Annotated in this window: 23 protein-coding genes; 17 read left to right on the plus strand and 6 right to left on the minus strand. The window is 71.1% G+C overall.

The window, feature by feature from the left end; translation table 11 throughout:
* Nucleotides 1–101: 101 nt before the first annotated feature.
* From ACWC94_RS29505 to ACWC94_RS29515, 3 genes are read left to right on the plus strand one after another with little or no spacing between them, the layout of a single operon-like run.
* On the plus strand, nt 102–857 hold the full coding sequence (locus ACWC94_RS29505) for a chorismate synthase (RefSeq protein ID WP_450800229.1): 756 nt from the start codon (nt 102–104) through the stop codon (nt 855–857).
* Complete coding sequence (gene menC, locus ACWC94_RS29510) at nt 854–1,963, plus strand: o-succinylbenzoate synthase (RefSeq protein WP_450800231.1); 1,110 nt, start codon at nt 854–856, stop codon at nt 1,961–1,963. Before ACWC94_RS29505 ends, menC begins: the two co-directional genes overlap by 4 nt.
* 55 nt (nt 1,964–2,018) lie before the next feature.
* Entirely contained in the window at nt 2,019–2,810 is a 792-nt protein-coding gene (locus ACWC94_RS29515; RefSeq protein WP_450800233.1) for a S16 family serine protease, read from the plus strand.
* Here the strand turns inward: ACWC94_RS29515 and ACWC94_RS29520 are convergent.
* Nucleotides 2,807–3,289: an Lrp/AsnC family transcriptional regulator gene (locus ACWC94_RS29520; protein ID WP_450800269.1), complete on the minus strand. Its 483-nt coding sequence runs from the start codon at nt 3,287–3,289 to the stop codon at nt 2,807–2,809. The two genes, ACWC94_RS29515 and ACWC94_RS29520, sit on opposite strands and share 4 nt — an antisense overlap.
* A 122-nt stretch (nt 3,290–3,411) precedes the next feature.
* Between ACWC94_RS29520 and hppD the strand changes: the two genes are divergently transcribed.
* On the plus strand, nt 3,412–4,557 hold the full coding sequence (gene hppD, locus ACWC94_RS29525; protein ID WP_450800235.1) for a 4-hydroxyphenylpyruvate dioxygenase: 1,146 nt from the start codon (nt 3,412–3,414) through the stop codon (nt 4,555–4,557).
* A 25-nt stretch (nt 4,558–4,582) separates the two neighbouring features.
* On the opposite strand, the gene ACWC94_RS29530 is transcribed toward hppD, so the two are convergent.
* Nucleotides 4,583–6,052, minus strand: coding sequence for a tetratricopeptide repeat protein (locus tag ACWC94_RS29530; RefSeq protein WP_450800236.1), 1,470 nt, complete (start codon nt 6,050–6,052; stop codon nt 4,583–4,585).
* 92 nt (nt 6,053–6,144) lie between these two features.
* Between ACWC94_RS29530 and ACWC94_RS29535 the strand changes: the two genes are divergently transcribed.
* Nucleotides 6,145–7,560, plus strand: coding sequence for an FAD-binding oxidoreductase (locus ACWC94_RS29535; RefSeq protein WP_450800237.1), 1,416 nt, complete (start codon nt 6,145–6,147; stop codon nt 7,558–7,560).
* Nucleotides 7,561–7,589: 29 nt separating this feature from the next.
* Here the strand turns inward: ACWC94_RS29535 and ACWC94_RS29540 are convergent, their stop codons facing one another.
* Nucleotides 7,590–8,003, minus strand: a complete 414-nt coding sequence (locus ACWC94_RS29540) for an SsgA family sporulation/cell division regulator (protein WP_450800238.1) — start codon at nt 8,001–8,003, stop codon at nt 7,590–7,592.
* Nucleotides 8,004–8,248: 245 nt separating this feature from the next.
* Between ACWC94_RS29540 and ACWC94_RS29545 the strand changes: the two genes are divergently transcribed.
* A complete protein-coding gene (locus ACWC94_RS29545; protein WP_450800239.1) occupies nt 8,249–10,147 on the plus strand; it encodes an RDD family protein in 1,899 nt (632 codons plus the stop codon).
* Between the two features lie 86 nt (nt 10,148–10,233).
* The gene (locus tag ACWC94_RS29550) at nt 10,234–10,992 is read left to right on the plus strand and encodes an RDD family protein (protein ID WP_450800240.1); all 759 of its coding nucleotides are present in this window, start codon (nt 10,234–10,236) and stop codon (nt 10,990–10,992) included.
* Between the two features lie 97 nt (nt 10,993–11,089).
* Here the strand turns inward: ACWC94_RS29550 and ACWC94_RS29555 are convergent, their stop codons facing one another.
* Nucleotides 11,090–11,335: a hypothetical protein gene (locus tag ACWC94_RS29555; RefSeq protein ID WP_450800241.1), complete on the minus strand. Its 246-nt coding sequence runs from the start codon at nt 11,333–11,335 to the stop codon at nt 11,090–11,092.
* A gap of 343 nt (nt 11,336–11,678) precedes the next feature.
* Here ACWC94_RS29555 and ACWC94_RS29560 point away from each other — a divergent pair, with 343 nt between their 5' ends.
* Nucleotides 11,679–14,033, plus strand: coding sequence for an immune inhibitor A domain-containing protein (locus ACWC94_RS29560; protein WP_450800242.1), 2,355 nt, complete (start codon nt 11,679–11,681; stop codon nt 14,031–14,033).
* Nucleotides 14,034–14,154: 121 nt separating this feature from the next.
* Entirely contained in the window at nt 14,155–14,475 is a 321-nt protein-coding gene (locus ACWC94_RS29565; protein WP_363213913.1) for a hypothetical protein, read from the plus strand.
* Here ACWC94_RS29565 and ACWC94_RS29570 read toward each other — a convergent pair whose 3' ends face one another.
* Together ACWC94_RS29570 and ACWC94_RS29575 are read right to left on the minus strand one after the other, a co-directional pair.
* Nucleotides 14,476–15,072, minus strand: a complete 597-nt coding sequence (locus ACWC94_RS29570) for a nicotinamidase (RefSeq protein ID WP_450800243.1) — start codon at nt 15,070–15,072, stop codon at nt 14,476–14,478.
* A 96-nt stretch (nt 15,073–15,168) separates the two neighbouring features.
* Nucleotides 15,169–16,515: a nicotinate phosphoribosyltransferase gene (locus ACWC94_RS29575; protein WP_450800244.1), complete on the minus strand. Its 1,347-nt coding sequence runs from the start codon at nt 16,513–16,515 to the stop codon at nt 15,169–15,171.
* Nucleotides 16,516–16,572: 57 nt separating this feature from the next.
* Between ACWC94_RS29575 and clpS the strand changes: the two genes are divergently transcribed.
* The 8 genes from clpS (at nt 16,573) to ACWC94_RS29615 (ending at nt 23,652) form a co-directional block, all read left to right on the plus strand.
* The gene (gene clpS, locus ACWC94_RS29580) at nt 16,573–16,890 is read left to right on the plus strand and encodes an ATP-dependent Clp protease adapter ClpS (protein WP_450800245.1); all 318 of its coding nucleotides are present in this window, start codon (nt 16,573–16,575) and stop codon (nt 16,888–16,890) included.
* 13 nt (nt 16,891–16,903) lie between these two features.
* Nucleotides 16,904–17,509: a DUF2017 domain-containing protein gene (locus tag ACWC94_RS29585; protein WP_450800247.1), complete on the plus strand. Its 606-nt coding sequence runs from the start codon at nt 16,904–16,906 to the stop codon at nt 17,507–17,509.
* A gap of 329 nt (nt 17,510–17,838) precedes the next feature.
* Entirely contained in the window at nt 17,839–19,275 is a 1,437-nt protein-coding gene (locus ACWC94_RS29590; RefSeq protein ID WP_450800248.1) for an amino acid permease, read from the plus strand.
* 156 nt (nt 19,276–19,431) lie between these two features.
* Nucleotides 19,432–19,854, plus strand: a complete 423-nt coding sequence (locus ACWC94_RS29595; protein ID WP_450800249.1) for a Mov34/MPN/PAD-1 family protein — start codon at nt 19,432–19,434, stop codon at nt 19,852–19,854.
* Nucleotides 19,855–19,943: 89 nt separating this feature from the next.
* The gene (locus tag ACWC94_RS29600) at nt 19,944–20,039 is read left to right on the plus strand and encodes a putative leader peptide (protein WP_023550193.1); all 96 of its coding nucleotides are present in this window, start codon (nt 19,944–19,946) and stop codon (nt 20,037–20,039) included.
* 83 nt (nt 20,040–20,122) lie between these two features.
* Nucleotides 20,123–20,401, plus strand: coding sequence for a MoaD/ThiS family protein (locus ACWC94_RS29605; RefSeq protein ID WP_450800250.1), 279 nt, complete (start codon nt 20,123–20,125; stop codon nt 20,399–20,401).
* Between the two features lie 17 nt (nt 20,402–20,418).
* Nucleotides 20,419–21,369: a PLP-dependent cysteine synthase family protein gene (locus ACWC94_RS29610; protein WP_450800251.1), complete on the plus strand. Its 951-nt coding sequence runs from the start codon at nt 20,419–20,421 to the stop codon at nt 21,367–21,369.
* A 216-nt stretch (nt 21,370–21,585) separates the two neighbouring features.
* Nucleotides 21,586–23,652, plus strand: coding sequence for a putative Ig domain-containing protein (locus tag ACWC94_RS29615; protein ID WP_450800252.1), 2,067 nt, complete (start codon nt 21,586–21,588; stop codon nt 23,650–23,652).
* Nucleotides 23,653–23,657: the final 5 nt, after the last annotated feature.

A 23,657-nucleotide genomic window follows, 5' to 3' on the forward strand; every position in this document is an offset into this window, starting at 1 on the left:
AGAAGCCCCCGGCAGGCTGTTGGCGGATGGTGAAACGAACGTACGCATCCCTTGGCCGCTCGCACAACACATGCGCGGCCGGCTCCTTCGAGACTCGTGCCATGACAGCAGGAGTCACCATCCGCACCGTCCAGGACGTCGCCCGCCTCGCGGCCGTGGCCGACTACTTCAGCGACGTCTGGCGGACACCCCGCACCGCACCGCCCTACCCGGCCGAGGTCCTGCACAGCCTGGTGCACGCCGGCGGCGCGGTCCACGCCGCCCACGACGGGCAGCGGCTCGCCGGTGCGTCCGTCGCCGTCCTCGGCCCCGAGCGCAGCACCTACTCGCTGGTGGCCGCCGCCGACCGGGGACTCGGGCACGCCGTGAAGCTGGCCCAGCGCGACTGGGCGGCCGGTCTCGGGGCGCGCACCATGCGCTGGACCTTCGACCCGCTGGTCGGCCGCAACGCCCGCTTCAACCTGGTCAAGCTGGGTGCCGTCGGCACGGAGTACCTGGTCGACTTCTACGGCCCGATGACCGACGGAGTGAACGACGGCGACGAGAGCGACCGGCTGACGGTGACCTGGGATCTGGCGGTGCCCGGTGCCCCGTACCAGGTGGGGGCCCACGGCCCGGTCGTCCGAAGGGCCCCCGACGGCGACCCCCTCGTCCGCCGGGACCCCGCCGGCCGGCACGTGTGGTGCCGGGTTCCGGACGACATCGTGAAGCTGCGCGCCGCCGACCCGGCACTGGCGCTGCGCTGGCGGCACGCGGTGCGTGACGTGTTCCTGGACGCCTTCACGGAGGGGTTCCTGGCCACCGGCATGTCCCGCGACGGCTGGTACACCCTCACCCGCAAGGAGACGGCGGCATGAAGCTGGAACGCGTCGAGATCGTGCACGTGGCGATCCCGCTGGTCACGCCCTTCCGCACGTCCTTCGGGACGATGACGACGAAGGACACCTTCCTCCTGCGGGCCGTCACGGACACCGCCGAGGGCTGGTCCGAGTTCGCCGCCGACCCCGAACCGCTGTACTGCCCGGAGTTCGTCGCCGGTGCCGAGATCGTGCTGCGCGACTTCCTGATCCCGCGCGTGGCCGCCCTCCCGCACCTCACCACCGCCGCGCTCGCCCCCGCCCTGGCGAAGATCAAGGGCCACGAGCTGGCGAAGGCCGCTCTGGAGACGGCGCTCCTGGACGCGGAGCTGCGGTCGTACGGGATGCCGCTGGCGACCTACCTCGGGGCGGTACGGGACCGGGTGCCCGCCGGGGTCTCCGTCGGCATCAAGAACTCGGTCCCGGAGCTGCTGGACGACGTCGAGCGCTACCTCGCCGAGGGCTACGTCCGTATCAAGCTGAAGATAGAGCCCGGCTGGGACGTCGAGCCGGTCCGCGCGGTCCGCGACCGCTTCGGCGACGCCCTCCCCGTCCAGGTCGACGCCAACACCGCGTACACCCTCGCGGACGCCGAGCATCTGCGGCGGCTGGACGAGTTCGAGCTGCTGCTGATCGAGGAGCCGCTGGAGGAGAACAACCTGCACGCCCACGCCCGGCTGCAGCAGCGGCTGCGGACGCCGGTCTGCCTGGACGAGTCCCTGCACGGCGCGCGTGACACCGCCTCCGCGATCGCACTGGACGCCTGCCGGGTGGTGAACGTCAAGCCCGCCCGGGTCGGCGGCTATCCCGAGGCCCGCAGGGTCCACGACGTGGCGCACGCGCACGGGGTCCCGGTGTGGTGCGGCGGCATGCTGGAGACGGGCATCGGCCGTGCCCCGAACCTGGCCCTGGCCGCCCTCCCCGGCTTCACCCTCCCCGGGGACACCTCCGCCTCCTCCCGTTACTTCGCCGAGGACATCACCGAGCCGTTCGTCCTTCAGGACGGCCACCTCCCGGTGCCGGCCACCCCCGGGATCGGCGTCGCGCCCCTCCCGGAGGTGCTGCGCCGCCGCACCGTGGAGCGGCGGGACCTGTACGCGGTATAGCGGCGGACCCGTACGCGGCACCAGGCACGGGCGGTGGTCGCGTTAGATTGATCCCGTGCTCTCTCGTCTCACGCGTTCCCAGGCCGTAGCCGTCTGCGCGCTGCCCCTCGTGGCCCTGCTGGCCACGGCGGCGTTCGCGCCGCTGCCGTTCTCGGTGGCGCAGCCGGGGATGACGGCGAACGTGCTCGGCAAGAACAAGGGCACGGAGGTGATCACCGTCTCCGGCGCACCGGTCCGCAGGACCGGCGGGCAGCTGCGGATGGTGACGATCGTGGCGACCGGCCCCGACACCGTCGTGACCCTCGGTGACGTGGTCGGGAACTGGTTCCGCTCCGACCGGGCCGTGATGCCGCACGACGCCGTCTACCCGAGCGGGGACACGGTCAAGGAGATCGAGAAGCACAACGAGGCGCAGATGCGGCAGTCGCAGGACGCGGCGACCGCGGCGGCACTGAAGTACCTCGGGCTGAGCGCCGACAAGGTCAAGGTCACGCTGAGGCTCGCCGACGTGGGCGGTCCGAGCGCGGGACTGCTGTTCACCCTGGGGATCATCGACAAGCTGGACGGCGACGGCAGCGGCGGCGACCTCACGGGTGGCCGCACCGTCGCCGGTACGGGCACGATCGACGCCGCCGGCAAGGTCGGCGCGGTCGGCGGGGTGGCCCTGAAGATGCAGGCCGCCCGGCGGGACGGGGCGACCGTCTTCCTGGTGCCGAAGGACGAGTGCGCCGACGCCAAGGCGGAACTGCCCAAGGGCCTCAGGCTGGTCCCGGTCACCACGCTGAAGGGCGCGGTGACCTCCCTGGTGTCCCTGGCGAAGGCCAAGGGCTCGGTCCCGAGCTGCTAGGCCCTGTCCCGGCCCTCCGCCGCGGCCTGTTCCACCAGGGGGATGATCCGCAGCGGGACGGGGTTCTCCATGACGATCGTCGTGGAGGCGCGGACGATGCCCTCGAAGCCGACGACCCGGTCGATCACCCGTTGCAGATCGGCGTTCGAGCGGGCCACCAGCCGGCACAGCATGTCCCCGCTGCCCGTGGTCGTCAGCAGTTCCAGCACCTCCGGCACGGTCGCCAGGTGCGCGCGCACATCGGGCCCCTGGCCCTGCCGGATCTGCAGTGTGGCGAAGGCCGTCACCGGGTAGCCGAGGGCCGCCGGGTCCACCTGCGGACCGAATCCCCGGACGACCCCGTTCGACTGGAGCCGGTCGAGGCGGGCCTGCACGGTCCCGCGGGCGACCCCCAGCCGCCGGGACATCTCCAGCACGCCGATGCGCGGCTCCCGGGCGAGGAGCACGATGATCCGCCCGTCCAGATGATCGATCGCCACGGCACCCCCAGGGATGGTCATCCTGCACAGAAAGTCCGCCGACACGGCCGTACCGCTGAACAGATTGCCCAGCGAATACGCCAACTATTGCGCACCTTGCAGAGCGGGGCCACCCTTCCCGCATGACGCAGACCACACACCACACCCCCGACACCGCACGGCAGGCCGACCCCTTCCCGGTCAAGGGAATGGACGCGGTCGTCTTCGCCGTGGGCAACGCCAAGCAGGCGGCGCACTACTACTCCACCGCCTTCGGCATGCAGCTGGTCGCGTACTCCGGACCGGAGAACGGCAGCCGCGAGACCGCCAGTTACGTGCTCGAGAACGGCTCCGCCCGCTTCGTGTTCACCTCGGTGATCAAGCCGGGCACCGACTGGGGCCGCTTCCTCGCCCGGCACGTGGCGGAGCACGGCGACGGCGTCATCGACCTCGCCATCGAGGTCCCGGACGCCCGCGCCGCGTACGCCTACGCGATCGAGCACGGCGCGAAGAGCGTCGCCGAGCCGTACGAGATGAAGGACGAGCACGGCACCGTCGTCCTCGCCGCCATCGCCACCTACGGCGAGACCCGCCACACCCTGGTGGACCGCTCCGGCTACGACGGCCCCTACCTGCCCGGTTACGTCGCCGCCAAGCCGATGGTCGAACCGCCCGCCAAGCGCACCTTCCAAGCCATCGACCACTGCGTGGGCAACGTCGAACTCGGCAGGATGAACGAGTGGGTGGGCTTCTACAACAAGGTCATGGGCTTCACGAACATGAAGGAGTTCGTGGGCGACGACATCGCCACCGAGTACAGCGCGCTGATGTCGAAGGTCGTCGCGGACGGCACCCTGAAGGTGAAGTTCCCGATCAACGAGCCCGCGATCGCCAAGAAGAAGTCCCAGATCGACGAGTACCTGGAGTTCTACGGCGGCGCCGGCGTCCAGCACATCGCGCTGAACACCAACGACATCGTGCAGACGGTCCGCACCATGCGCGCGGCCGGCGTCGAGTTCCTCGACACCCCCGACTCCTACTACGACACCCTCGGCGAGTGGGTCGGCGACACCCGCGTCCCCATCGACACCCTGCGCGAGCTGAAGATCCTCGCCGACCGCGACGAGGACGGCTACCTGCTGCAGATCTTCACCAAGCCGATCCAGGACCGGCCGACCGTCTTCTTCGAGATCATCGAACGGCACGGCTCGATGGGCTTCGGCAAGGGCAATTTCAAGGCCCTGTTCGAGGCGATCGAACGCGAGCAGGCCAAGCGGGGCAACCTGTAACGGCAGGGCCTGCGAACGGCGGTCCCTAGGCGCTGGGCGGCGGCTCGTCCGGTACGTCGCCCAGCGCCCGCAGCGCCTCCTGCGCCACCGGTACCCGCAGCGGGGAGAAGTACGGGTTGAACCGCAGCGCCTCCTGCAGGTGCCGGCGGGCGAGAGCCCGCTCGTCCAGCTCCAGCTCGATCAGGCCCCGGTGGAAGGCGTACAGGGCGCTGCGCACCCCGCCGCCCTTCGTCGGGTCCGTCGCGGTGGTGGCGTAGGTCAGCGCCTCCTCGTCGTCGCCCGCCTCGTGCAGCGCCCAGCCGAGCGCGTCGGCCACCTCGATCCCCGGCTGGCGCTCCCACTCCTGCTGCAACCGCTCCACGGCCTCCTGCGGGTCCCCGTGGTCCGCCTCGAACTGCCCGATCAGCAGCTCCTCGTCGACCCCGGCCGCCATCTGGCGCCGCACCAGCTCCTTCACCCGGTCGTACTGCTCCCGGGCCTGCGCCCCCATACCGTGCGCCTCGTACAGCTCGCCCAGCTCACAGGCGCCCTGCGGACTCGGATGCCGGGCGAGCGCCGTCCGGTACGCCGCGTACGCCTCGGTGGTGCGGCCCAGCGCCGCCAGCACCCGGCCCCGCCCGGTCAGCCCCGGCCCCTGGTCGGGATCGAGGCGTACGGCCGCCTCGAAGTGCCGCAGCGCGTCCGGCAGGTCCCCGCGCTCCCAGGCCAGCTGCCCGAGCCCGGTCAGATAGGCGGCCTGCTCGGCCGGGGCGCCGGCGGCGGACGCCGCGTCGGTCAGCTGGGCCACCGCGTCCTCGCGCCACCCCCGGTCCCGGTACACCGCCGAGGCCCGCGCCATCACCGCGGGCCGGGCCGCCGCGCCGGTGCGCAGCCCCAGCAGCTTGTCGAGCGTCGCGCGGGCGTTCTTGTAGTCGCCGAGCCCGGTGTAGGCGTCGATCAGCGGCGGGTACGCCGTCCACCGTTTCGGCGCCGCCCTCAGAGCCTGCTCGCCGTACCGTTTCGCCGCCGGAAAGTCCCGGCGCGCCAGCGCAAGCGCGGTCAGCCCGTCCAGCGCCTCGGTGTTCCGCGCCCCCCGCACCCGCAGGGACGTCTGCAGCGCCTGCTCGGCCCGCGGGTAGTCCGCCGGGTCGGCCGTCCGGCGCGCCCGCGCCACATACGCGGACCCCAGCACGGCCCACGCCCGCGCGTCCCGGGGCTGCGCCCGCACCCGCTGCTCCTGCTGCCCGATCAGCGCCCCCAGCTGCGGCAGCGCGGCCGGCAGCCCCGAGGTCACCGCCGTCAGTGCCCGCGCCGCCCGCGCCTGGGCCTCGGGACCGGCGGCGGGCGGCCGGCCCGCCCCGTGCGGGCGCTCCTCGGGCAGCAGCGTCAGCACCGCCCCCACGGCGACCCCGCCCGCCAGCGCGGTGACCAGCACCCGGCGCCGCCACCGCCGGGAGCGGCGCGGCGGCGGCTCCCCCGGCAGGGACGCACCCGGCACACACACTCGGTTGTCCATGGCGCTCACTGTGCGTCAATACGACGATCACATCCGAGTGGACCAACCGGAGGGCGGCCGGGGTTCACACCGATGGCCGTGGGTGCGACCCTTTGATCATGAGCCGTATCGAAGCGCGTCACGATGAGGACACCGTGGCAACCAGCGACCTCACCGACCGGCTCCTGGCCGGCCTGCCCCCCGAAGCCGTCCTGACCGACCCCGACGTCACCGCCTCCTACGCCAACGACATGGCGAGCTTCTGCCCGGCCGGAGCCCCGGCCGTCGTCGTGCTGCCGCGCACCGTCGAGCAGGTCCAGCACGTCATGCGCACCGCCACCGAGCTGCGCGTCCCGGTGGTCCCGCAGGGCGCCCGCTCCGGCCTGTCCGGTGCGGCCAACGCCACCGACGGCTGCATCGTGCTGTCCCTCACCCGGATGGACCGCATCCTGGAGATCAGCCCCGTCGACCGGATCGCCGTCGTCGAGCCGGGAGTGATCAACGCGGCCCTGTCCCGCGCGGTCGAGGACCTCGGCCTGTACTACCCGCCGGACCCCTCCAGCTGGGAGATGTGCACCATCGGCGGCAACATCGGCACGGGCTCGGGCGGCCTGTGCTGCGTCAAGTACGGCGTCACCGCCGAGTACGTCCTCGGCCTGGACGTCGTCCTCGCCGACGGCCGCCTGCTGACCACGGGCCGCCGTACGGCGAAGGGAGTGGCGGGGTACGACCTCACCCGCCTGTTCGTCGGCTCCGAGGGCTCGCTCGGCATCGTCGTCCGCGCCGTCCTCGCCCTGCGGCCCAAGCCGCCGCAGCAACTGGTACTGGCCGCCGAGTTCCCCTCCGCGGCCGCCGCGTGCGACGCCGTCTGCCGGATCATGGAGGGCGGTCACGTGCCCTCCCTCCTCGAACTGATGGACCGTACGACCGTCAAGGCCGTCAACGACCTCGCCCACATGGGCCTCCCGGAGACCACCGAGGCGCTGCTGCTGGCCGCCTTCGACACCCCGCGCCCCGCCGCCGACCTCGCCGCCGTCGGCGCGCTGTGCGAGGCCGCGGGCGCCACCGGGGTCGTGCCCGCCGAGGACGCGGCCGAGTCCGAGCTGCTGCTGCAGGCCCGGCGGCTCTCGCTGACCGCGCTGGAGGCGGTCAAGGGCACGACGATGATCGACGACGTGTGCGTGCCCCGCTCGCGGCTCGGCGCGATGCTCGAGGGCGTCGAGCGGATCGCCGCCAAGTACGACCTGACCATCGGCGTCTGCGCACACGCCGGCGACGGCAACACCCACCCGACCGTCTGCTTCGACGCCCAGGACGCCGACGAGTCCCGCCGGGCCCGCGAGTCCTTCGACGAGATCATGGCCCTCGGCCTGGAGCTGGGCGGGACCATCACCGGCGAACACGGTGTCGGCGTGCTGAAGAAGGAGTGGCTGGCCCGGGAGATCGGCCCGGTCGGGATCGAGATGCAGCGCGCCGTGAAGCACGCCTTCGACCCGCTGGGCATCCTCAACCCGGGCAAGGTCCTGTGACCCCGCCGCCGTACGGCCCGTACGGCGGCTCACTGGGCGAGCAGCTGGTCGAGCGCGTCGTCGATGCCCAGCTGCCCGCCCTCCGTCCCCGGCGGCACCGCCGTCAGCGTCCGCTCCAGCCAGGCCGACACCTGCGGGACCGGTGCCTCCAGCAGCGCGTCCCCGTCCGGCGAGCTGAGCGCCATCAGCACGACACTGCGTCCGTCGACCTTCGCCGGCCACACCCGCACGTCCCCCTGCCCGCACGGCCGGAACACCCCTTCCACCAGCAGATCGCGGGCGAAGGTCCAGTTGACGGGGCAGTCGGAGTTGATGTGGAAGGCGATGCGGACGGCGTACGGATCCTCGGAGCGGTAGCCCAGCCGGGCCGGCACCGGGATGCTGCGCTCCGGCGACAGGATGAGCCTCAGCTCCAGCTCCCGCTCCACCACGATGTGCTCCATGACCTGCGTTCCTTTCCTCGTCTGCGCCTTTCGGGACCGCTCGGAACGGGCCCGTGCCAGGGGAGAGAGGGCTGGGGCCGGGCCATTACGCGGGTACGGGGAAAATTTTTTCGCGGACCTGTGGGAGTCCGGTACGGCGTTGCCCGGAAAGGAGTGGGTCCGGCGGGACTGGCGCTGAGGGCTGCCCCGGTCTGATAGATGTGGAGGCCCCCATCCCACCCCCGAGCAGATACGGGACGAAGGACATGAGCGCCCCAACCCCGGCCCCAGGTGACGACAGGCCCCGCGAGGGCTACTACCCGGACCCGTCCATCCCCGGATACGTCCGGTACTGGAACGGCGCCTCCTGGGTGCCCGGCACCAGCCGGCCGGCGCCGAAGGACGGCGAACCGCTCGCCCCGCCGCCCGGCGTCCGCGCCGCGCCCGCGGCGGTGGAGGAGACGGGCCCGCACTTCTTCGACGAGGACCCGGAGCCGACGCCCACCGGGCAGGACGGGGCCGGCGCATGGGCGGCCGACGGCCGCGGCGGCACGGGCCGTGCCGGGTACGCCGAACAGGACACGGCGGGGCGGCCGGGCGCGGGCGGCCGGGCTGCCGGGCAGCCCGCTGCCGGTGGCGCCGGCCGGTCCGCGGGGCCGTTCGGTTCCGCGGGGGACGGCGACGGGCGTACCGCCTGGGGTACCGACCCGCGGGTGCCCGCGGAGGGCTCGGCCGGGCCGGCCGGCCCGGCCGGCCGCCCCGACGGCACGGCCTCGGTCCCGTCGGGGGAGGGCGACGGCCAGGACCCCGGCGGCACCTTCATCTTCCGCCGGCCGGTCCCGGGGCCCGCGGCCGTCAGGGACGACGGCACGATGACGTTCCGTCCGGTACCCGGTCAGGGCCGGCGGGGCGCGCAGCCCGCCTCCGGCCCGGAGGCCGGCGCGGGCTCCGGCTTCGGCCCGCACGGCGCGGCCCAGGGCCCCGGCTTCGGCGCGCCCGCGTCCGGCTCGGGAGCGGCGGCCGCCGACGGGTCCGGTGCGGGGCCGGCGGGCTCCGGGGCGGGTGCGGCGGGTTCCTCCGCGGCGCCCGGTGGCTTCGGCCCGCACGTTCCGGCGCAGGGCGCGGGCTTCGGCGCTCCCGGCTCCCCCTCCGCCCCGGCCTCCGGTGCCGAGGCCGGGCCTGGTTCCGGCTTCGGCGCACCGGGTCCGGCCCAGCCGGGCCAGGGCCCCGGCAGCGGCGGGCAGGCCGCCGGCTCCGGCGCGGTGCCCGGCGGATCCGCAGCGGCGGGTTCGGGCGTGGGGCCGGGAGCGGCCGGTACGCCCGGTGTCTCCGGCGGCTTCGGCCCGCAGGGCCCCGTCGGCGCGCCCACCCCGCCCTCCGCCGCGTCCTCCCCGAACCCCGCCTCCCCGGCCGCAGGCCCCGGCTTCGGGGCCGGCAAGGCCGCCGCCGCCCGCGCCGCCACGCAGGCACCGCAGGCCCAGCCTGCCCAGGCGGCCGTGGCGTCCTCGGTGCCGGCGCAGGGCGGCACCCCGGCCACCCCGCTGACCAGCGGGCCCGGTGGCGGTCAGGCGTCCTGGGCCCAGCAGGTGCACCAGCTGGCCGGTGGCGGTGACGAGCAGCCGGTGGCGCCGTGGAAGCCGCCGGTGGAGGACCCCTTCCAGGCGGCCGCGCGCCGCCAGGCCGCCGCCCGCCCCGCCGGACTCGGCAAGCGGTTCGCCGCCCGGCTGATCGACGGCCTGGTGCTGGGCGCGGTGACGGCCGCCGCTGCCGTGCCGCTCGGCATCCAGGCCGCCGACCACGTCCAGGAGAAGATCGACGCGGCCAGGCTGTCCGGCCACGAGGTCACCGTCTGGCTGCTCGACGGCACGACCGCCACCAGCCTCGGCATCGTCCTCGCCGTCCTGCTGCTCTTCGGTGTCGTCTACGAGGTGCTGCCGACCGCCAAGTGGGGCCGCACCCTCGGCAAGAAGCTGCTGGGCATCGAGGTGCGGGACATCGAGGCGCACGAGCCCCCGGCCTTCGGCCGGGCACTGCGCCGCTGGCTGGTCTACAGCGTGCCCGGGCTCCTCGGGATCGGGATCGTGGGCGTGCTGTGGTGCCTGTTCGACCGGCCCTGGCACCAGTGCTGGCACGACAAGGCGGCCCACACCTTCGTCGCCGGCTGACGGAACGGCGCCGGTGGCCGGCCGCGCCTCCCCCGTACGGCCGCCCGCCGGATGCGAAATGGGCGCTTTCGCGGTCCACTCGGGCCATGAGCAGCGAACCGCCCCCCGACTCCGGAGAGCAGCCCCCCGAGGACGACCCGTTCAGGAAGCGGCCCCCGTCGGACCAGGGGCAGGGGCCGGGCTCGCCGTACGGCGGCGCCCAGCAGCCCCCGCCACCGGGCGGCGGCGGGCAGCCCCCGGGCGGCGGCCAGCCGCCCCCGTACGGAAGCGGCGAGCCCCCGCCCCCGTACGGCAGCCAGCCGCCGCCCCCGTACGACGGTGCCCAGCCCCCTCCCTACGGCGGTGGCCCCCATGGGGGTTACGGGGCCGGCGGTTACCCCGCCGACCCGCTGGCCGGTATGCCCCCGCTCGCCGACAGCGGCAGGCGGACGCTGGCGCGGATCATCGACATGATCCTCGTGGGGATCGTCTTCTGGCTGCTGACCTGGGCGTTCGGTGTGCGTGAGTACCAGGTCAACGACGATCACATCGAGGTCGGCCGGTCCGTCGCGCAGTCCGTCGTCGCGGCCGTCCTGTACATCGCCTACGACACGTTCATGATGACCAAGTACGGCCAGACCCTCGGCAAGCAGTGGCTGGGCATGCGGGTGGCGAACCTGGACGACGGCGCCACCCCTTCGGTGCAGACCAACCTGATCCGCGCCCTGGTCCTGTGGCTGCCGTTCGCCTTCTGCTGCGCCTGTGTCTGGACGGCGATCTCCGGCGGCTGGAGCTTCTTCGACAAACCGTACAAACAGGGCCTGCACGACAAGGCGGCCAAGACGGTGGTGGTCAGCACCCGTTGAGCGATGTGTGAGGGGTGGCCGGAGATGTTATGGGCGGCCATGCGAAAGCGGCGGGCCCGTGGGAACACGGGCCCGCCGCTTTCGTGTGCGCCGCCGTTCACAGTGCTGTGGACACCGGCTGTTCCTGGGGTGCGGGCTCGGTGGATCCGGCCGCCGTCTCGGCCGTACGGACCGGCGGCAGGGGTACCGTCATCGCCACGAGCAGTCCGAGGGCCAGCGCCGCGAGGGCGATGACGGTGATCCCGAGGCCCGAACCCGTCTGGGACAGCAGCAGCATGGCGAGCGTCGAGAAGACCACGGTGCAGGAGCCGTATATGAGCTGTGCGGCAGTCGGACGAGGCATGGCAATCGTGTCCTAGGAAGACTTCGGGGGCTGAGGCGTGCCGTTCGACTCTCTTCGCGTGCATGCCCGAACGGGGTGCCTGGTAAGCGTGACCTAACCCACGGTACGGGGTGCACGGGGGGCGCACGGAGTCATGGGGTGGAGGCATAGGCCGCGAGCAGGTTCGTAAAGCGGACACCGCATCCGCATAGTGCACTTGGCCTGCACAAGTCAAGGACTGTCTTTTCTTCTAAACCTCTAGTCAAATTACGGCACTTGATTACACGCGTTGATCTTGCGCGCACGGATCCCTCCATGACCAGGAACCCCCTGTCCGTGTGCGCGGCGCGGGGGAGGAACTCAAGTGACCAGCAGATCCTGGACGTTCAGAGCTGTCGCGATCGGGGTGACGCTCGCGGCGGCCTCCGCCACGTTCGCCACCTTCGCCGTCGCGGAGGCGAGCACCCAGGCCCGGTCCGCTGCCGCCAACCGGCACGACCCGGCCCCGGTGCACCAGCGGGCACACGACCTGGACGGCCCGCTGAGCAAGACCCAGGAAGCCCAGCGCCAGGAGGCGCTGAACCAGCTCGTGTCGGGCAAGGCCAAGGCGCAGGACCGCAACGGCTCCAAGGTCGTGGCGCTCAAGAGCCGCAAGGGCAAGAGCAAGTACGTCGAGCTCAGCCGTGAGAAGACCGACAAGATCTTCACCATCCTGGTGGAGTTCGGGGACAAGACCGACCCCAAGTTCGGCGGCACGCCCGGCCCGCTGCACAACAAGATCGCCGCGCCGGACCGCAAGAAGGACAACTCGACGGCCTGGCAGAAGGACTACGACCGGAAGCACTACCAGGACCTCTACTTCGGCACCGGCAACAAGACCGAGTCGCTGAAGAAGTACTACGAGAAGCAGTCCTCGGGCCGCTACTCGGTCGACGGCGAGGTCTCGGACTGGGTCAAGGTCCCCTACAACGAGGCCCGCTACGGCAACAACGCCTGCGGCCAGACCAACTGCCCCAGCGTGTGGAACGTCGTCAGCGACGGCCTGAACGCCTGGGTGGCCCAGCAGAAGGCGGCCGGCAAGTCCGACGCCGACATCAGGAAGGACCTCGCCCAGTACGACCAGTGGGACCGCTACGACTACGACCACGACGGCAACTTCAACGAGCCGGACGGTTACGTCGACCACTTCCAGATCGTGCACGCCGGTGAGGACGAGTCCGCGGGCGGCGGAGCCCAGGGCAAGGACGCGATCTGGGCCCACCGCTGGTACGCCTTCGGTACCGACAAGGGCTCGACCGGTCCCGTGAACAACAAGCTCGGCGGTGCGCAGGTCGGCGACACCGGTGTCTGGGTCGGCGACTACACCATCCAGCCGGAGAACGGCGGCCTGGGTGTCTTCGCCCACGAGTACGGCCACGACCTCGGCCTGCCGGACGAGTACGACACCGACGGCGGTGACAACTCCACCGGCTTCTGGACCCTGATGTCCTCCGGCTCCTGGCTCGGCACCGGCAAGGAGTCCATCGGCAACCTGCCCGGCGACATGAACGCCTGGGACAAGCTGCAGCTGGGCTGGCTGAACTACGACACCGCCAAGGCCGGCGCCCAGTCCACCCACAAGCTGGGCGTCGCCGAGTACAACACCTGGAACAAGCAGGCCCTCGTGGTCAACCTGCCCGACAAGGCGGTCACCACCACGATCACCGAGCCGGCCGAGGGCAAGGCCCAGTGGTGGAGCGGCAGTGGCAACGACCTGAACAACACGCTGACCCGGTCCGTGGACCTCACCGGCAAGTCGTCGGCGAAGCTGGACCTGGACGGCTGGTGGGCCACCGAGGACGGCTTCGACTACGTCTACACCGAGGTGTCGACCGACGGCGGGGCCAACTGGACCGCTCTGGACGGCACGGCGGACGGCCAGGCCATCCCGCGTGACGCCAGCGGCAAGCCGGCGCTGACCGGCTTCTCGCAGACGCACAAGAAGCTGTCGTTCCCCCTCGACGCCTACGCGGGCAAGAAGATCGACCTGCGTTTCCGCTACGCCACCGACGGCGGTGTCGCGGAGAACGGCTTCGCGGCCGACCGGATCGGCGTGACCGCCGACGGCACCGCGCTCTTCTCGGACAACGCCGAGACCCAGGACCCGGCTTGGACGGCGAACGGCTTCTCGCGCATCGGCGCGTCCTTCACCAAGGACTACAAGCAGTACTACATCGCCGAGAACCGGCAGTACGTGTCGTACGACAAGACGCTCAAGGTCGGCCCGTACAACTTCGGTTCGACCCAGCGCCCCGGCTGGGTGGAGCACTACCCGTACCAGAACGGCCTGTTGATCTGGAAGTGGGACACCTCCCAGGCGGACAACAACACCAACGCCAAGGACCACCCGGGCACCGGTCTGATCCTGCCGGTCGACTCGCACCCGACGGCGATGAAGTGGGCCGACGGCACGCTGATGCGCAACCGCATGCAGGCCTACGACTCCCCGTTCAGCCTGTACGGCACCGACGGCATCACGCTGCACAAGGCGGACGTCGCGACGGTGATCAAGGCGTCGAAGGGCGTGTCGGTCTTCAACGACCACACCGGCACGTACTACGACCCGGCCAACCCCACCGGGGGCGTGAAGGTCACTGACACCAACACCAAGATCACGATCGTCAGGGAGGCCAAGGACGGCTCGACGATCTTGCTCAAGGTCGGCCCCGCGGTGAAGTAGTCCGCGTTACCGCAGGTCAGAGGCGTATCGGCGGCAACCCCTTGGCGGGTTGCCGCCGATCGTGTTTAGGTGCGTCCTGTGGACCGCTTATTGACACCGACCGAAACGGGGATGTGACCGCATGGCCGCTGGAGGCTTCTGCAAACTGCCGAACGGCACGGTCGTGGTGGCACTGAACCTGCCCTACGGCACCGCCGGGGTCCGGGTTCTGGTGCACGCCCAGAACCGGGCCAGGGCCCTGACCAGGCTCCGCAATCTGGGCCTGCGTGCGATCTACCTCCGGGGGAACGCCGCACCGCCGACCCCGGACGAGATCACGGCAGTCCTGCACCACCCGGACGGCCTGATATGGCGCACGGCACCGGCCGACAACGGTGTCATGGTGAACGAGCTGTGGCACCCGATCCGGGCGTTGCTTCGCAGGTCGGCGGTGGTGCAGTGACTACTGGCCGCTGACCACGGGCTTACCGGTGAGTTCCACTCCCGCCTCCCGCAGCTCCTCCAGGGCCCGCTCCGTCGTCTGCGGGGCCACCCCCGCCGTGAGGTCCAGCAGCACCTGGGTGCGGAAGCCCTCCCTCGCGGCGTCCAGGGCGGTGGCCCGTACGCAGTGGTCCGTGGCTATGCCGACCACGTCGACCTCGTCGATGTGGCGGGTGCGGAGCCAGTCGGCGAGAGGGACGCCGTTCTCGTCGGTGCCCTCGAAGCCGCTGTAGGCCGCCGAGTAGGCGCCCTTGTCGAAGACCGCGTCGACCGCGCCGGAGGCGACGGCGGGGGCGAAGTTCGGGTGGAAGCCCACGCCCTCCGTGCCCGCGACGCAGTGCGCGGGCCAGGAGTGGACGAAGTCGGGGTTGTCGGCGAAGTGGCCGCCGGGCGCGATGTGGTGGTCGCGGGTGGCCACCACGTGCCGGTACCCGGTGCCGGCCGCCTGGCCGATCAGCTCCGTGATGGCGGCGGCCACGTCCGCACCCCCGGCCACCGCGAGGCTGCCCCCCTCGCAGAAGTCGTTCTGCACATCTACGACGATCAAGGCGCGGCGCATGGTGGGTGTCCTTCGACTAAGAGTTAAGTAACTGAGCCTAGAGACTTCCGGGCCCCCGCGGGAGGGGGCGTTCCGGGGGCGGACGACGGTCCCGCTCTAGCTACCCGAGCGTCCGTGGACGTACTCCGTCGGAATGACGGGTTCCCCTCGGGACAGCTGGGTGGCGGAGAGGGGGAGGTTCGCCCGGGCGGCGATGTGGCGGTCCCGGGGCACGTCCAGGGGTTCACGGGCGATCACGTCCCCGCCCTTGACCAGCTCGACCAGCAGCTGCCGGTCGGCGAGGTCCGCCGGCACCGGGCCGGTGCCCACGACCTCGGCCTCCGCCACCCCGTCCTCGTCCATCCGGCGCGCCGCCCACTTGCGGCCGCCGACGGAGGTCTTGCCGCCGCTGGACTTCTTCGCGACCGGCACCAGCGGGGCCTTCGGGTCGGCGGTCTCGGCGCGGGCGACCAGCTTGTAGACCATGGAGGCGGTCGGGTGACCGGATCCGGTCACCAGCTGGGTGCCGACGCCGTAGGCGTCCACGGGGGCGGCGGCCAGCGAGGCGATGGCGTACTCGTCCAGGTCCGAGGTCACGATGATCTTCGTGTCCGTCGCACCCAGCTCGTCCAGCTGCTGCCGCACCCGGTGGGCCACGAGCAGCAGGTCGCCGGAGTCGATGCGGACCGCGCCCAGCTCGGGCCCGGCCACCTCCACCGCGGTACGGACGGCCTCGGCGACGTCGTAGGTGTCCACGAGCAGGGTGGTGCCCCGGCCGAGGGTGTCCACCTGGGCCTGGAAGGCGTCCCGCTCGCGGTCGTGGAGGAGGGTGAAGGCGTGGGCGGAGGTGCCGACGGTCGGGATGCCGTAGCGGAAGCCGGCCGCCAGGTCGGAGGTGGTCGCGAAGCCGCCGACGTAGGCCGCCCGGGCCGCGGCGACGGCCGCCAGCTCATGGGTGCGGCGGGCGCCCATCTCGATCAGCGGGCGCTCCCCGGCGGCGGAGGCCATCCGGGAGGCGGCGGCGGCGATCGCGGAGTCGTGGTTGAGGATCGAGAGGATGACCGTCTCCAGGAGCACGCACTCGGCGAAGGTGCCCTCGACGCGCATGATCGGCGAGCCGGGGAAGTACACCTCGCCCTCGGGGTAGCCCCAGACGTCCCCGCTGAAGCGGTAGTCGGCCAGCCACTTCAGGGTGTCCTCGTCCACGATCTTCCGCTCGCCCAGGAAGCCGAGGACGCCCGCGTCGAAGCGGAAGTTCTCCACCGCGTCCAGGACGCGTCCGGTGCCCGCCACCACGCCGTAGCGGCGCCCGTCCGGCAGCCGCCGGGTGAAGACCTCGAACACGCTCCGCCGTTCGGCCGTACCGGCCTTCAGTGCGGCCCGCAGCATCGTCAGCTCGTACTGGTCCGTGAAGAGCGCCGTCGAGGGAACATCCACCGGCAGCCCAAGGTCCGCTGTGTTCATGACGACAGATGCTACCCCCATTTCGTCAGTGTGACGATTTTTCCTGGCCGTGGCAGCATGGGCACTGTGACGTCACCCGCGCCCGTAGAGATCGAACGCACCGAGCCGGCGGAGGAGGTCTTCGCCGTACCCGAGCCCGACGTCCCCTGGGTCACCATCGTGCACAACGACCCGGTCAACCTCATGAGCTACGTGACCTACGTCTTCCAGTCGTACTTCGGGTACACCAAGGACAAGGCGACCAAGCTCATGCTCGACGTCCACCACAAGGGCCGGGCGGTCGTCTCCAGCGGCAGTCGCGAGGAGATGGAGCGCGACGTGCAGGCGATGCACGGTTACGGTCTGTGGGCCACCCTGCAGCAGGACCGGAAGTAGCGAATCCACTTACATGCCCGGACATTTCGAACCGCTTCCCGGCGGCGGCGCGGCCGTCGCGCTCGACGACGTCGAGATCTCCATCATCCGGTCGCTGGCCGTCCAGCTCCTGGAGCTCATCGGACCCGGTCCCGGCGCGGACGCCCCCAAGGACCCGCTCGCCGAGCTGTTCGCCGAGGGCCCGAGCGAGCCGCCCGTCGACCCGGTGCTCCGAAGGCTCTTCCCCGACGCCTACAGCGACCCGGAGCAGGCCCCCGGCTCGCCCGCCGAGGCCGAGGAGCGCAGGGCCCACTCCGCCGAGTTCCGCCGCTACACCGAGAACGACCTGCGCGCCGGGAAGCGTGACAACGCGCTCGCGGTGATCCGCGCCCTGGACGCGCTCGCGCCGGTGGGCGAGGGCGGTGCGGTGCTGAAGCTGGCGCCGGGGGAGTCCCGGCAGTGGCTCGGCGCCCTCAACGACCTGCGGCTCGCGATCGGCGCCCGGCTGGAGATCACCGACGAGGACGACGCCGATCTGCTCTACGGACTCCCGGACGAGGACCCGCGCAAGCCGATGGTGATGGCCTATCTGTGGCTCGGCGGGCTCCAGGAGACCCTGGTGGCGACCCTTTTGCCGTGAGTGAGGCATTTTACGGTGCACGAGTGTTCGCTCAGCGGACACTCAAATCCGGATAACGATCCCGTCACCGTTGCGGCCGGGTTTGCCGCATTCGGGCGCTATTTGTCCACTTTTCCCTGTGTGATGCGTCACAGTGCCCCTCCGTGATCAATAGGGCGGCCGTGATAAATCTTCACGACCGCCCGGCCCACACCACCCATGTTCGGCCGGGTGCGCCACCGAGCCGACGACCGTCGGCCAGGCAATGACTCCAGCAATCCGGGGGGATCGAAACCCGATCCGAGGCCGACTGAAGGCCGCGGGTCGGCATGGAGAAAGGCGCACCACACATGACCTCATCGCAGGTCGACCAGCTTCGCGACGGCAATGAGGCCGCGCGGGCCGAGGACAGCGAGGGCGGCGAGGGGTATCAGCGCGGGCTCGGGTCCCGGCAGATCCAGATGATCGCCATCGGCGGTGCCATCGGCACCGGTCTGTTCCTCGGCGCGGGCAAGGGCATTTCCAAGGCCGGCCCCAGCCTGATCCTGGCGTACGCCATCGCGGGCCTCGTGATCTTCCTGATCATGCGGGCGCTCGGCGAGCTGCTGATGTACCGCCCGGTGTCCGGTTCGTTCTCGGAGTACGCGCGCGAGTTCATCGGCCCCTTCGCGGGCTTCGTGACCGGGTGGACGTACTGGCTGTTCTGGGTGGTCACCGGCATCACCGAGGTCACGGCCGCGGCCTCCTACATGACGTACTGGTTCGACCTCCCGCAGTGGATCTCGGCCCTGATCTTCACGGTCATCCTGTACGGCGCCAACCTGATCTCCGTGAAGCTCTTCGGTGAGCTGGAGTTCTGGTTCTCCATGGTCAAGGTCACCGCGATCATCGGCATGATCCTGATCTGCGCCGGCATCCTGACGATCGGCTTCTCCGACGCCGGCGACACCGCCTCCGTGGCCCACCTGTGGAACGACGGCGGCTTCTTCCCGCACGGCGTCGGCAGCACCCTGATGACCCTGCAGATGGTCATGTTCGCCTTCCTCGCCGTCGAGCTGGTCGGTGTCACCGCGGGCGAGTCCAAGGACCCCAAGACCGTCCTGCCCAAGGCGATCAACACCGTGCCGTGGCGCATCGCCGTCTTCTACGTCGGCGCGCTGGTCATGATCCTGTCGGTCGTGCCGTGGACGAGCTTCCACCCCGGTGTGAGCCCGTTCGTCGCCGCCTTCCAGAAGATGGGCCTGGCCGCCGGCGCCGGCATCGTGAACTTCGTCGTCCTCACGGCCGCGCTGTCCTCCTGCAACTCCGGCATGTACTCCACCGGCCGCATGCTGCGCGACCTCGCGCTCAACGGCCAGGGCCCGACGTTCTTCACCAAGCTGACGCGCAGCGGCACGCCGCTGGTCGGCACCACGGTCTCCGCCGCGCTGATGCTGGTCGGCGTGTGGATCAACTACCAGTGGCCGGGCAAGGCGTTCGACTACGTCGTCTCCTTCGCGACCATCTCCGGCATGTGGGCCTGGATCGTCATCCTGCTCTGCCAGATCCGCTACCGGTCCCGGGCGAACCGCGGGCTGCTGCCGCAGAGCGAGTTCCGCGCGCCGGGTGCGCCGTACACGAGTTACTTCGCGCTCGCGTTCATCTTCATGGTGATCGTGCTCATGGGCATCGACAAGGACGCCCGGGTGTCGCTTTACTGTGCTCCGCTGTGGGCCGCGATCCTCGGCGTCTCCTACTGGGCGCTCAAGCGCCGCAACCCGGAGGCCGCGGCCTTCCGCAAGCGCTGACCTGGCGCGAGCGACCGGAAAACCACCGGAAACGGACGTCCGGCCGTCGGGAGCACTCGTGGCGCCCCCGGCGGCCGCCGCTCAGGACGTCCACCATATGGGCCGTCCCGTACCATCCCTCGGTACGGGACGGCCCTTCTGCTTATCCTGACCGTCATGCTGACCATCACCCAGGCCCTGTACGACCAGATAGTCGCCCACGCGCGCAAGGACCACCCCGACGAGGCGTGCGGCGTCGTGGCGGGGCCGGCGGGCTCGGACCGCCCCGAGCGGTTCATCCCCATGCTGAACGCGGCGATGTCCCCGACGTTCTACGAGTTCGACTCGGGCGACCTGCTCAAGCTCTACCGGGAGATGGACGACCGCGACGAGGAGCCGGTGGTCATCTACCACTCCCACACCGCCACCGAGGCCCACCCGTCCCGCACCGACATCTCCTACGCCAACGAGCCCGGCGCCCACTACGTCCTGGTCTCCACCGCCGACACCGACGGCCTCGGCGAGTTCCAGTTCCGCTCCTTCCGGATCGTGGACGGCGAGGTCACCGAGGAGGAGGTCACCGTCGTGGAGGCCTACTGAGGCTCACCGGTCTCGCTCACCGGACCGAATCCGTCCGGCATACGGAATCACACTCCGGGACCCGGACCGGGAATCGTTACGATGAGCGCATGGTTCTGAACGACGTGAGCGAGAAGGCGCCGGGCATGCTGCTCGTGGCGCGGCTGCACGTCGACCTGTGCAGGCTGAACAGCGCCATCTGTTGACGTTCCCCTGCCGCCGTACGGCCGTGAGCCGCGGCGTGCCGCCGTGTGCCCAGACCCGACTTTTTCCGACAGGAGCCGTAATCATGGCCATCGAGGTCCGCATCCCCACCATCCTCCGCACGTACACCGACGGTCAGAAGGCGGTGGAGGGCAGTGGTGAGACCCTCGCCGAGCTGTTCGCCGACCTCGAGACCCGGCACGCGGGAATCCAGGCCCGCATCGTGGACGGCGACCAGCTGCGCCGGTTCGTGAACGTCTACCTGAACGACGAGGACGTCCGCTTCCTGGACGGCATCAGCACCAAGCTGTCCGACGGCGACAACGTCACGATCCTGCCGGCCGTCGCCGGCGGCATGCGCTGATCGGCCGCTGAGCAGCGATGCGCTACGACTCCCCGCTGGCCGCGGTGGGCAACACCCCTTTGGTGCGCCTGCCGCGGCTGTCGCCGTCCCCCGACGTCCGTATCTGGGCCAAGCTGGAGGACCGCAACCCCACGGGCTCGGTCAAGGACCGCCCCGCCCTGCACATGATCGAGCAGGCGGAGAAGGACGGCAGGCTCACCCCGGGCTGCACGATCCTGGAGCCGACCAGCGGCAACACCGGCATCTCCCTCGCCATGGCGGCCAAGCTCAAGGGCTACCGCATGGTGTGCGTGATGCCCGAGAACACCTCGCAGGAGCGCCGGGACCTGCTCGGCATGTGGGGTGCCGAGATCATCTCCTCCCCGGCGGCGGGCGGCTCCAACACCGCGGTGCGCGTAGCCAAGGAGCTGGCCGCCGAGCACCCCGACTGGGTGATGCTCTACCAGTACGGCAACCCGGACAACGCGGGCGCCCACTACGCCACGACCGGCCCCGAGATCCTGGCGGACCTCCCCTCGATCACCCACTTCGTCGCGGGCCTCGGCACCACCGGCACCCTGATGGGCGTCGGCCGCTATCTGCGCGAGCACCGGCCGGGCATCCAGATCGTGGCCGCCGAACCGCGCTACGACGACCTGGTGTACGGCCTCAGGAACCTCGACGAGGGCTTCGTACCCGAGCTGTACGACGCCTCCGTGCTCACCAGCCGCTTCTCGGTCGGTTCGGCCGACGCGGTCACCCGCACCCGTGAACTCCTGCAGCAGGAGGGCATCTTCGCGGGCGTCTCGACGGGCGCCGCCCTGCACGCGGCGATCGGTGTGGGCAGGAAGGCGGTCAAGGCGGGGGAGTCCGCCGACATCGTCTTCATCGTGGCCGACGGCGGCTGGAAGTACCTGTCCACCGGCGTCTACACGGCGGCCACCACCGAGGAGGCCATCGAGACGCTGCAGGGCCAGCTCTGGGCGTAGCCCGCCTCAAACGCGTGTCAGCCCCCTCTCATGAGGGGGCTAAGTCGTTCCTATGGACAAGCAAAGAATTCCTTTCAGTACTGCCGGTGCTTCCTGGGCCGGGTCTACGTTCCTCGCGCAGTGTCATGCTCATGGCTGCGCGCTCGCCGCCGCTCGCGCGTCACGGGCCTGCCCCATCCAGTGCGAAACCCCACGTCAACCGGAGGCAGTACCCCCATGCGTGCATCACGTCCGAGCCGGCGGAGACGCAGTCTGCGAAGACTCGTCGCCGTCGCCCTCCCCGCCCTCGCCCTCACCGTCGCCGGACTCGCGGCGGCACCGACGGCCGGGGCGCGGCCCGCAGCGGCCCACCCCCACACCTCCAAGGTCACACAGAACAACAAGGCGCTGACCGCCCCCGGGCGGCAGACCTACCACTCCACCGGCAAGGCCGGCCAGAAGGTGCCGACCCAGCACCTGTGCGCCACCGCCGAGCCCGGGCACGCGTCCTGCTTCGCCCAGCGCCGCACCGACATCAAGCAGCGCCTCGCCTCGGCGCTCGCCGCCGCGGCACCCTCCGGCCTCTCCCCGGCCAACCTGCACAGCGCCTACAACCTGCCCACCACGGGCGGTTCCGGCATGACCGTCGCCATCGTCGACGCCTACAACGACCCCAACGCCGAGTCGGACCTCGCCACCTACCGCTCCACCTACGGCCTGTCCGCCTGCACCAAGGCCAACGGCTGCTTCAAGCAGGTCAGCCAGACGGGTTCGACCACCTCGCTGCCGACCAACGACAGCGGCTGGGCCGGTGAAGAGGCCCTCGACCTCGACATGGTCAGCGCCGTCTGCCCGAACTGCAGCATCGTCCTGGTCGAGGCGAACTCCGCGAACGACTCCGACCTCGGCACCGCCGAGAACGAGGCCGTCTCGCTCGGCGCCAAGGTCGTCTCCAACAGCTGGGGCGGCTCCGAGTCCTCCTCCCAGACCACCGAGGACACCCAGTACTTCAAGCACCCGGGTGTCGCGATCACCGTCTCCTCCGGTGACTCCGCCTACGGCGCCGAGTACCCGGCGACCTCCCAGTACGTGACCGCCGTCGGCGGCACCGCCCTCACCACCGCCTCCAACTCCCGCGGCTGGTCCGAGTCGGTGTGGCACACCAACTCCACCGAGGGCACCGGCTCCGGCTGCTCCGCCTACGACCCGAAGCCGGCCTGGCAGACCGACTCCGGCTGCGCCAAGCGCATGGAGGCCGACGTCTCCGCGGTCGCCGACCCGGCCACCGGCGTGGCGGTCTACGACACCTACGGTGGCTCCGGCTGGGCGGTCTACGGCGGCACCAGCGCCGCCGCCCCGATCGTCGCCGGCGTCTACGCCCTCGCGGGAACCCCGGGCTCGGCCGACTACCCGGCGAAGTACCCGTACCAGCACACGGGCAACCTGTACGACGTGACCAGCGGCAGCAACGGCTCCTGCTCCACCTCGTACTTCTGCACCGCCGGTACCGGCTACGACGGCCCGACCGGCTGGGGGACCCCGAACGGCACCGCCGCCTTCACCGCCGGCTCCAGCAGCGGCAACACGGTGACCGTCACCAACCCCGGCAGCCAGTCCACCACCACCGGCGGCTCGGTCAGCCTGCAGATCCACGCCAGCGACAGCGCGGGCGCGGCCCTGACCTACAGCGCGACCGGCCTGCCCACCGGCCTGTCCGTCAACAGCTCCACCGGTCTCATCTCCGGTACGGCCTCCACGGCCGGCACCTACCAGGTCACGGTCACCGCGAAGGACTCCACCGGCGCCTCCGGCTCGGCCTCCTTCACCTGGACCGTCGGCACCTCCGGCGGCGGCTGCACCTCGGCGCAGCTGCTCGGCAACCCGGGCTTCGAGTCCGGCAACACCACCTGGACCGCGTCCAGCGGGGTCATCACCAACGACTCCGGTCAGGCGGCCCACGGCGGCTCGTACTACGCCTGGCTCGACGGCTACGGCTCCTCGCACACCGACACCCTGTCCCAGTCGGTGACGATCCCCGCCGGCTGCAAGGCCACGCTCACCTTCTCCCTGCACATCGACACCGCCGAGACCGGCAGCACCGCGTACGACAAGCTGACGGTGACCGCCGGATCGACCACCCTGGCGACGTACTCGAACCTCAACGCCGCCTCCGGGTACGCGCAGAAGACCCTCGACCTGTCCTCGCTGGCGGGCCAGACGGTCACCCTGAAGTTCAACGGCGTGGAGGACTCCTCGCTGCAGACCAGCTTCGTCGTGGACGACACCGCCCTGACGACCAGCTGATCCCC

This window comes from Streptomyces sp. NPDC001135 (assembly GCF_053598395.1).

Excerpts from the sequence above, each read along its gene's own strand:
- ACWC94_RS29505 (WP_450800229.1), top strand. The coding sequence starts at position 102 with ATGACAGCAGGAGTCACCATCCGCACCGTCCAGGACGTCGCCCGCCTC.
- menC (WP_450800231.1), top strand. The coding sequence starts at position 854 with ATGAAGCTGGAACGCGTCGAGATCGTGCACGTGGCGATCCCGCTGGTC.
- hppD (WP_450800235.1), top strand. The coding sequence starts at position 3,412 with ATGACGCAGACCACACACCACACCCCCGACACCGCACGGCAGGCCGAC.
- ACWC94_RS29530 (WP_450800236.1), bottom strand. The coding sequence starts at position 6,052 with ATGGACAACCGAGTGTGTGTGCCGGGTGCGTCCCTGCCGGGGGAGCCG.
- ACWC94_RS29540 (WP_450800238.1), bottom strand. The coding sequence starts at position 8,003 with ATGGAGCACATCGTGGTGGAGCGGGAGCTGGAGCTGAGGCTCATCCTG.
- ACWC94_RS29545 (WP_450800239.1), top strand. The coding sequence starts at position 8,249 with ATGAGCGCCCCAACCCCGGCCCCAGGTGACGACAGGCCCCGCGAGGGC.
- ACWC94_RS29550 (WP_450800240.1), top strand. The coding sequence starts at position 10,234 with ATGAGCAGCGAACCGCCCCCCGACTCCGGAGAGCAGCCCCCCGAGGAC.
- ACWC94_RS29555 (WP_450800241.1), bottom strand. The coding sequence starts at position 11,335 with ATGCCTCGTCCGACTGCCGCACAGCTCATATACGGCTCCTGCACCGTG.
- ACWC94_RS29565 (WP_363213913.1), top strand. The coding sequence starts at position 14,155 with ATGGCCGCTGGAGGCTTCTGCAAACTGCCGAACGGCACGGTCGTGGTG.
- ACWC94_RS29570 (WP_450800243.1), bottom strand. The coding sequence starts at position 15,072 with ATGCGCCGCGCCTTGATCGTCGTAGATGTGCAGAACGACTTCTGCGAG.
- ACWC94_RS29575 (WP_450800244.1), bottom strand. The coding sequence starts at position 16,515 with ATGAACACAGCGGACCTTGGGCTGCCGGTGGATGTTCCCTCGACGGCG.
- clpS (WP_450800245.1), top strand. The coding sequence starts at position 16,573 with ATGGGCACTGTGACGTCACCCGCGCCCGTAGAGATCGAACGCACCGAG.
- ACWC94_RS29585 (WP_450800247.1), top strand. The coding sequence starts at position 16,904 with ATGCCCGGACATTTCGAACCGCTTCCCGGCGGCGGCGCGGCCGTCGCG.
- ACWC94_RS29590 (WP_450800248.1), top strand. The coding sequence starts at position 17,839 with ATGACCTCATCGCAGGTCGACCAGCTTCGCGACGGCAATGAGGCCGCG.
- ACWC94_RS29595 (WP_450800249.1), top strand. The coding sequence starts at position 19,432 with ATGCTGACCATCACCCAGGCCCTGTACGACCAGATAGTCGCCCACGCG.
- ACWC94_RS29600 (WP_023550193.1), top strand. The coding sequence starts at position 19,944 with ATGGTTCTGAACGACGTGAGCGAGAAGGCGCCGGGCATGCTGCTCGTG.
- ACWC94_RS29605 (WP_450800250.1), top strand. The coding sequence starts at position 20,123 with ATGGCCATCGAGGTCCGCATCCCCACCATCCTCCGCACGTACACCGAC.
- ACWC94_RS29610 (WP_450800251.1), top strand. The coding sequence starts at position 20,419 with ATGCGCTACGACTCCCCGCTGGCCGCGGTGGGCAACACCCCTTTGGTG.
- ACWC94_RS29615 (WP_450800252.1), top strand. The coding sequence starts at position 21,586 with ATGCGTGCATCACGTCCGAGCCGGCGGAGACGCAGTCTGCGAAGACTC.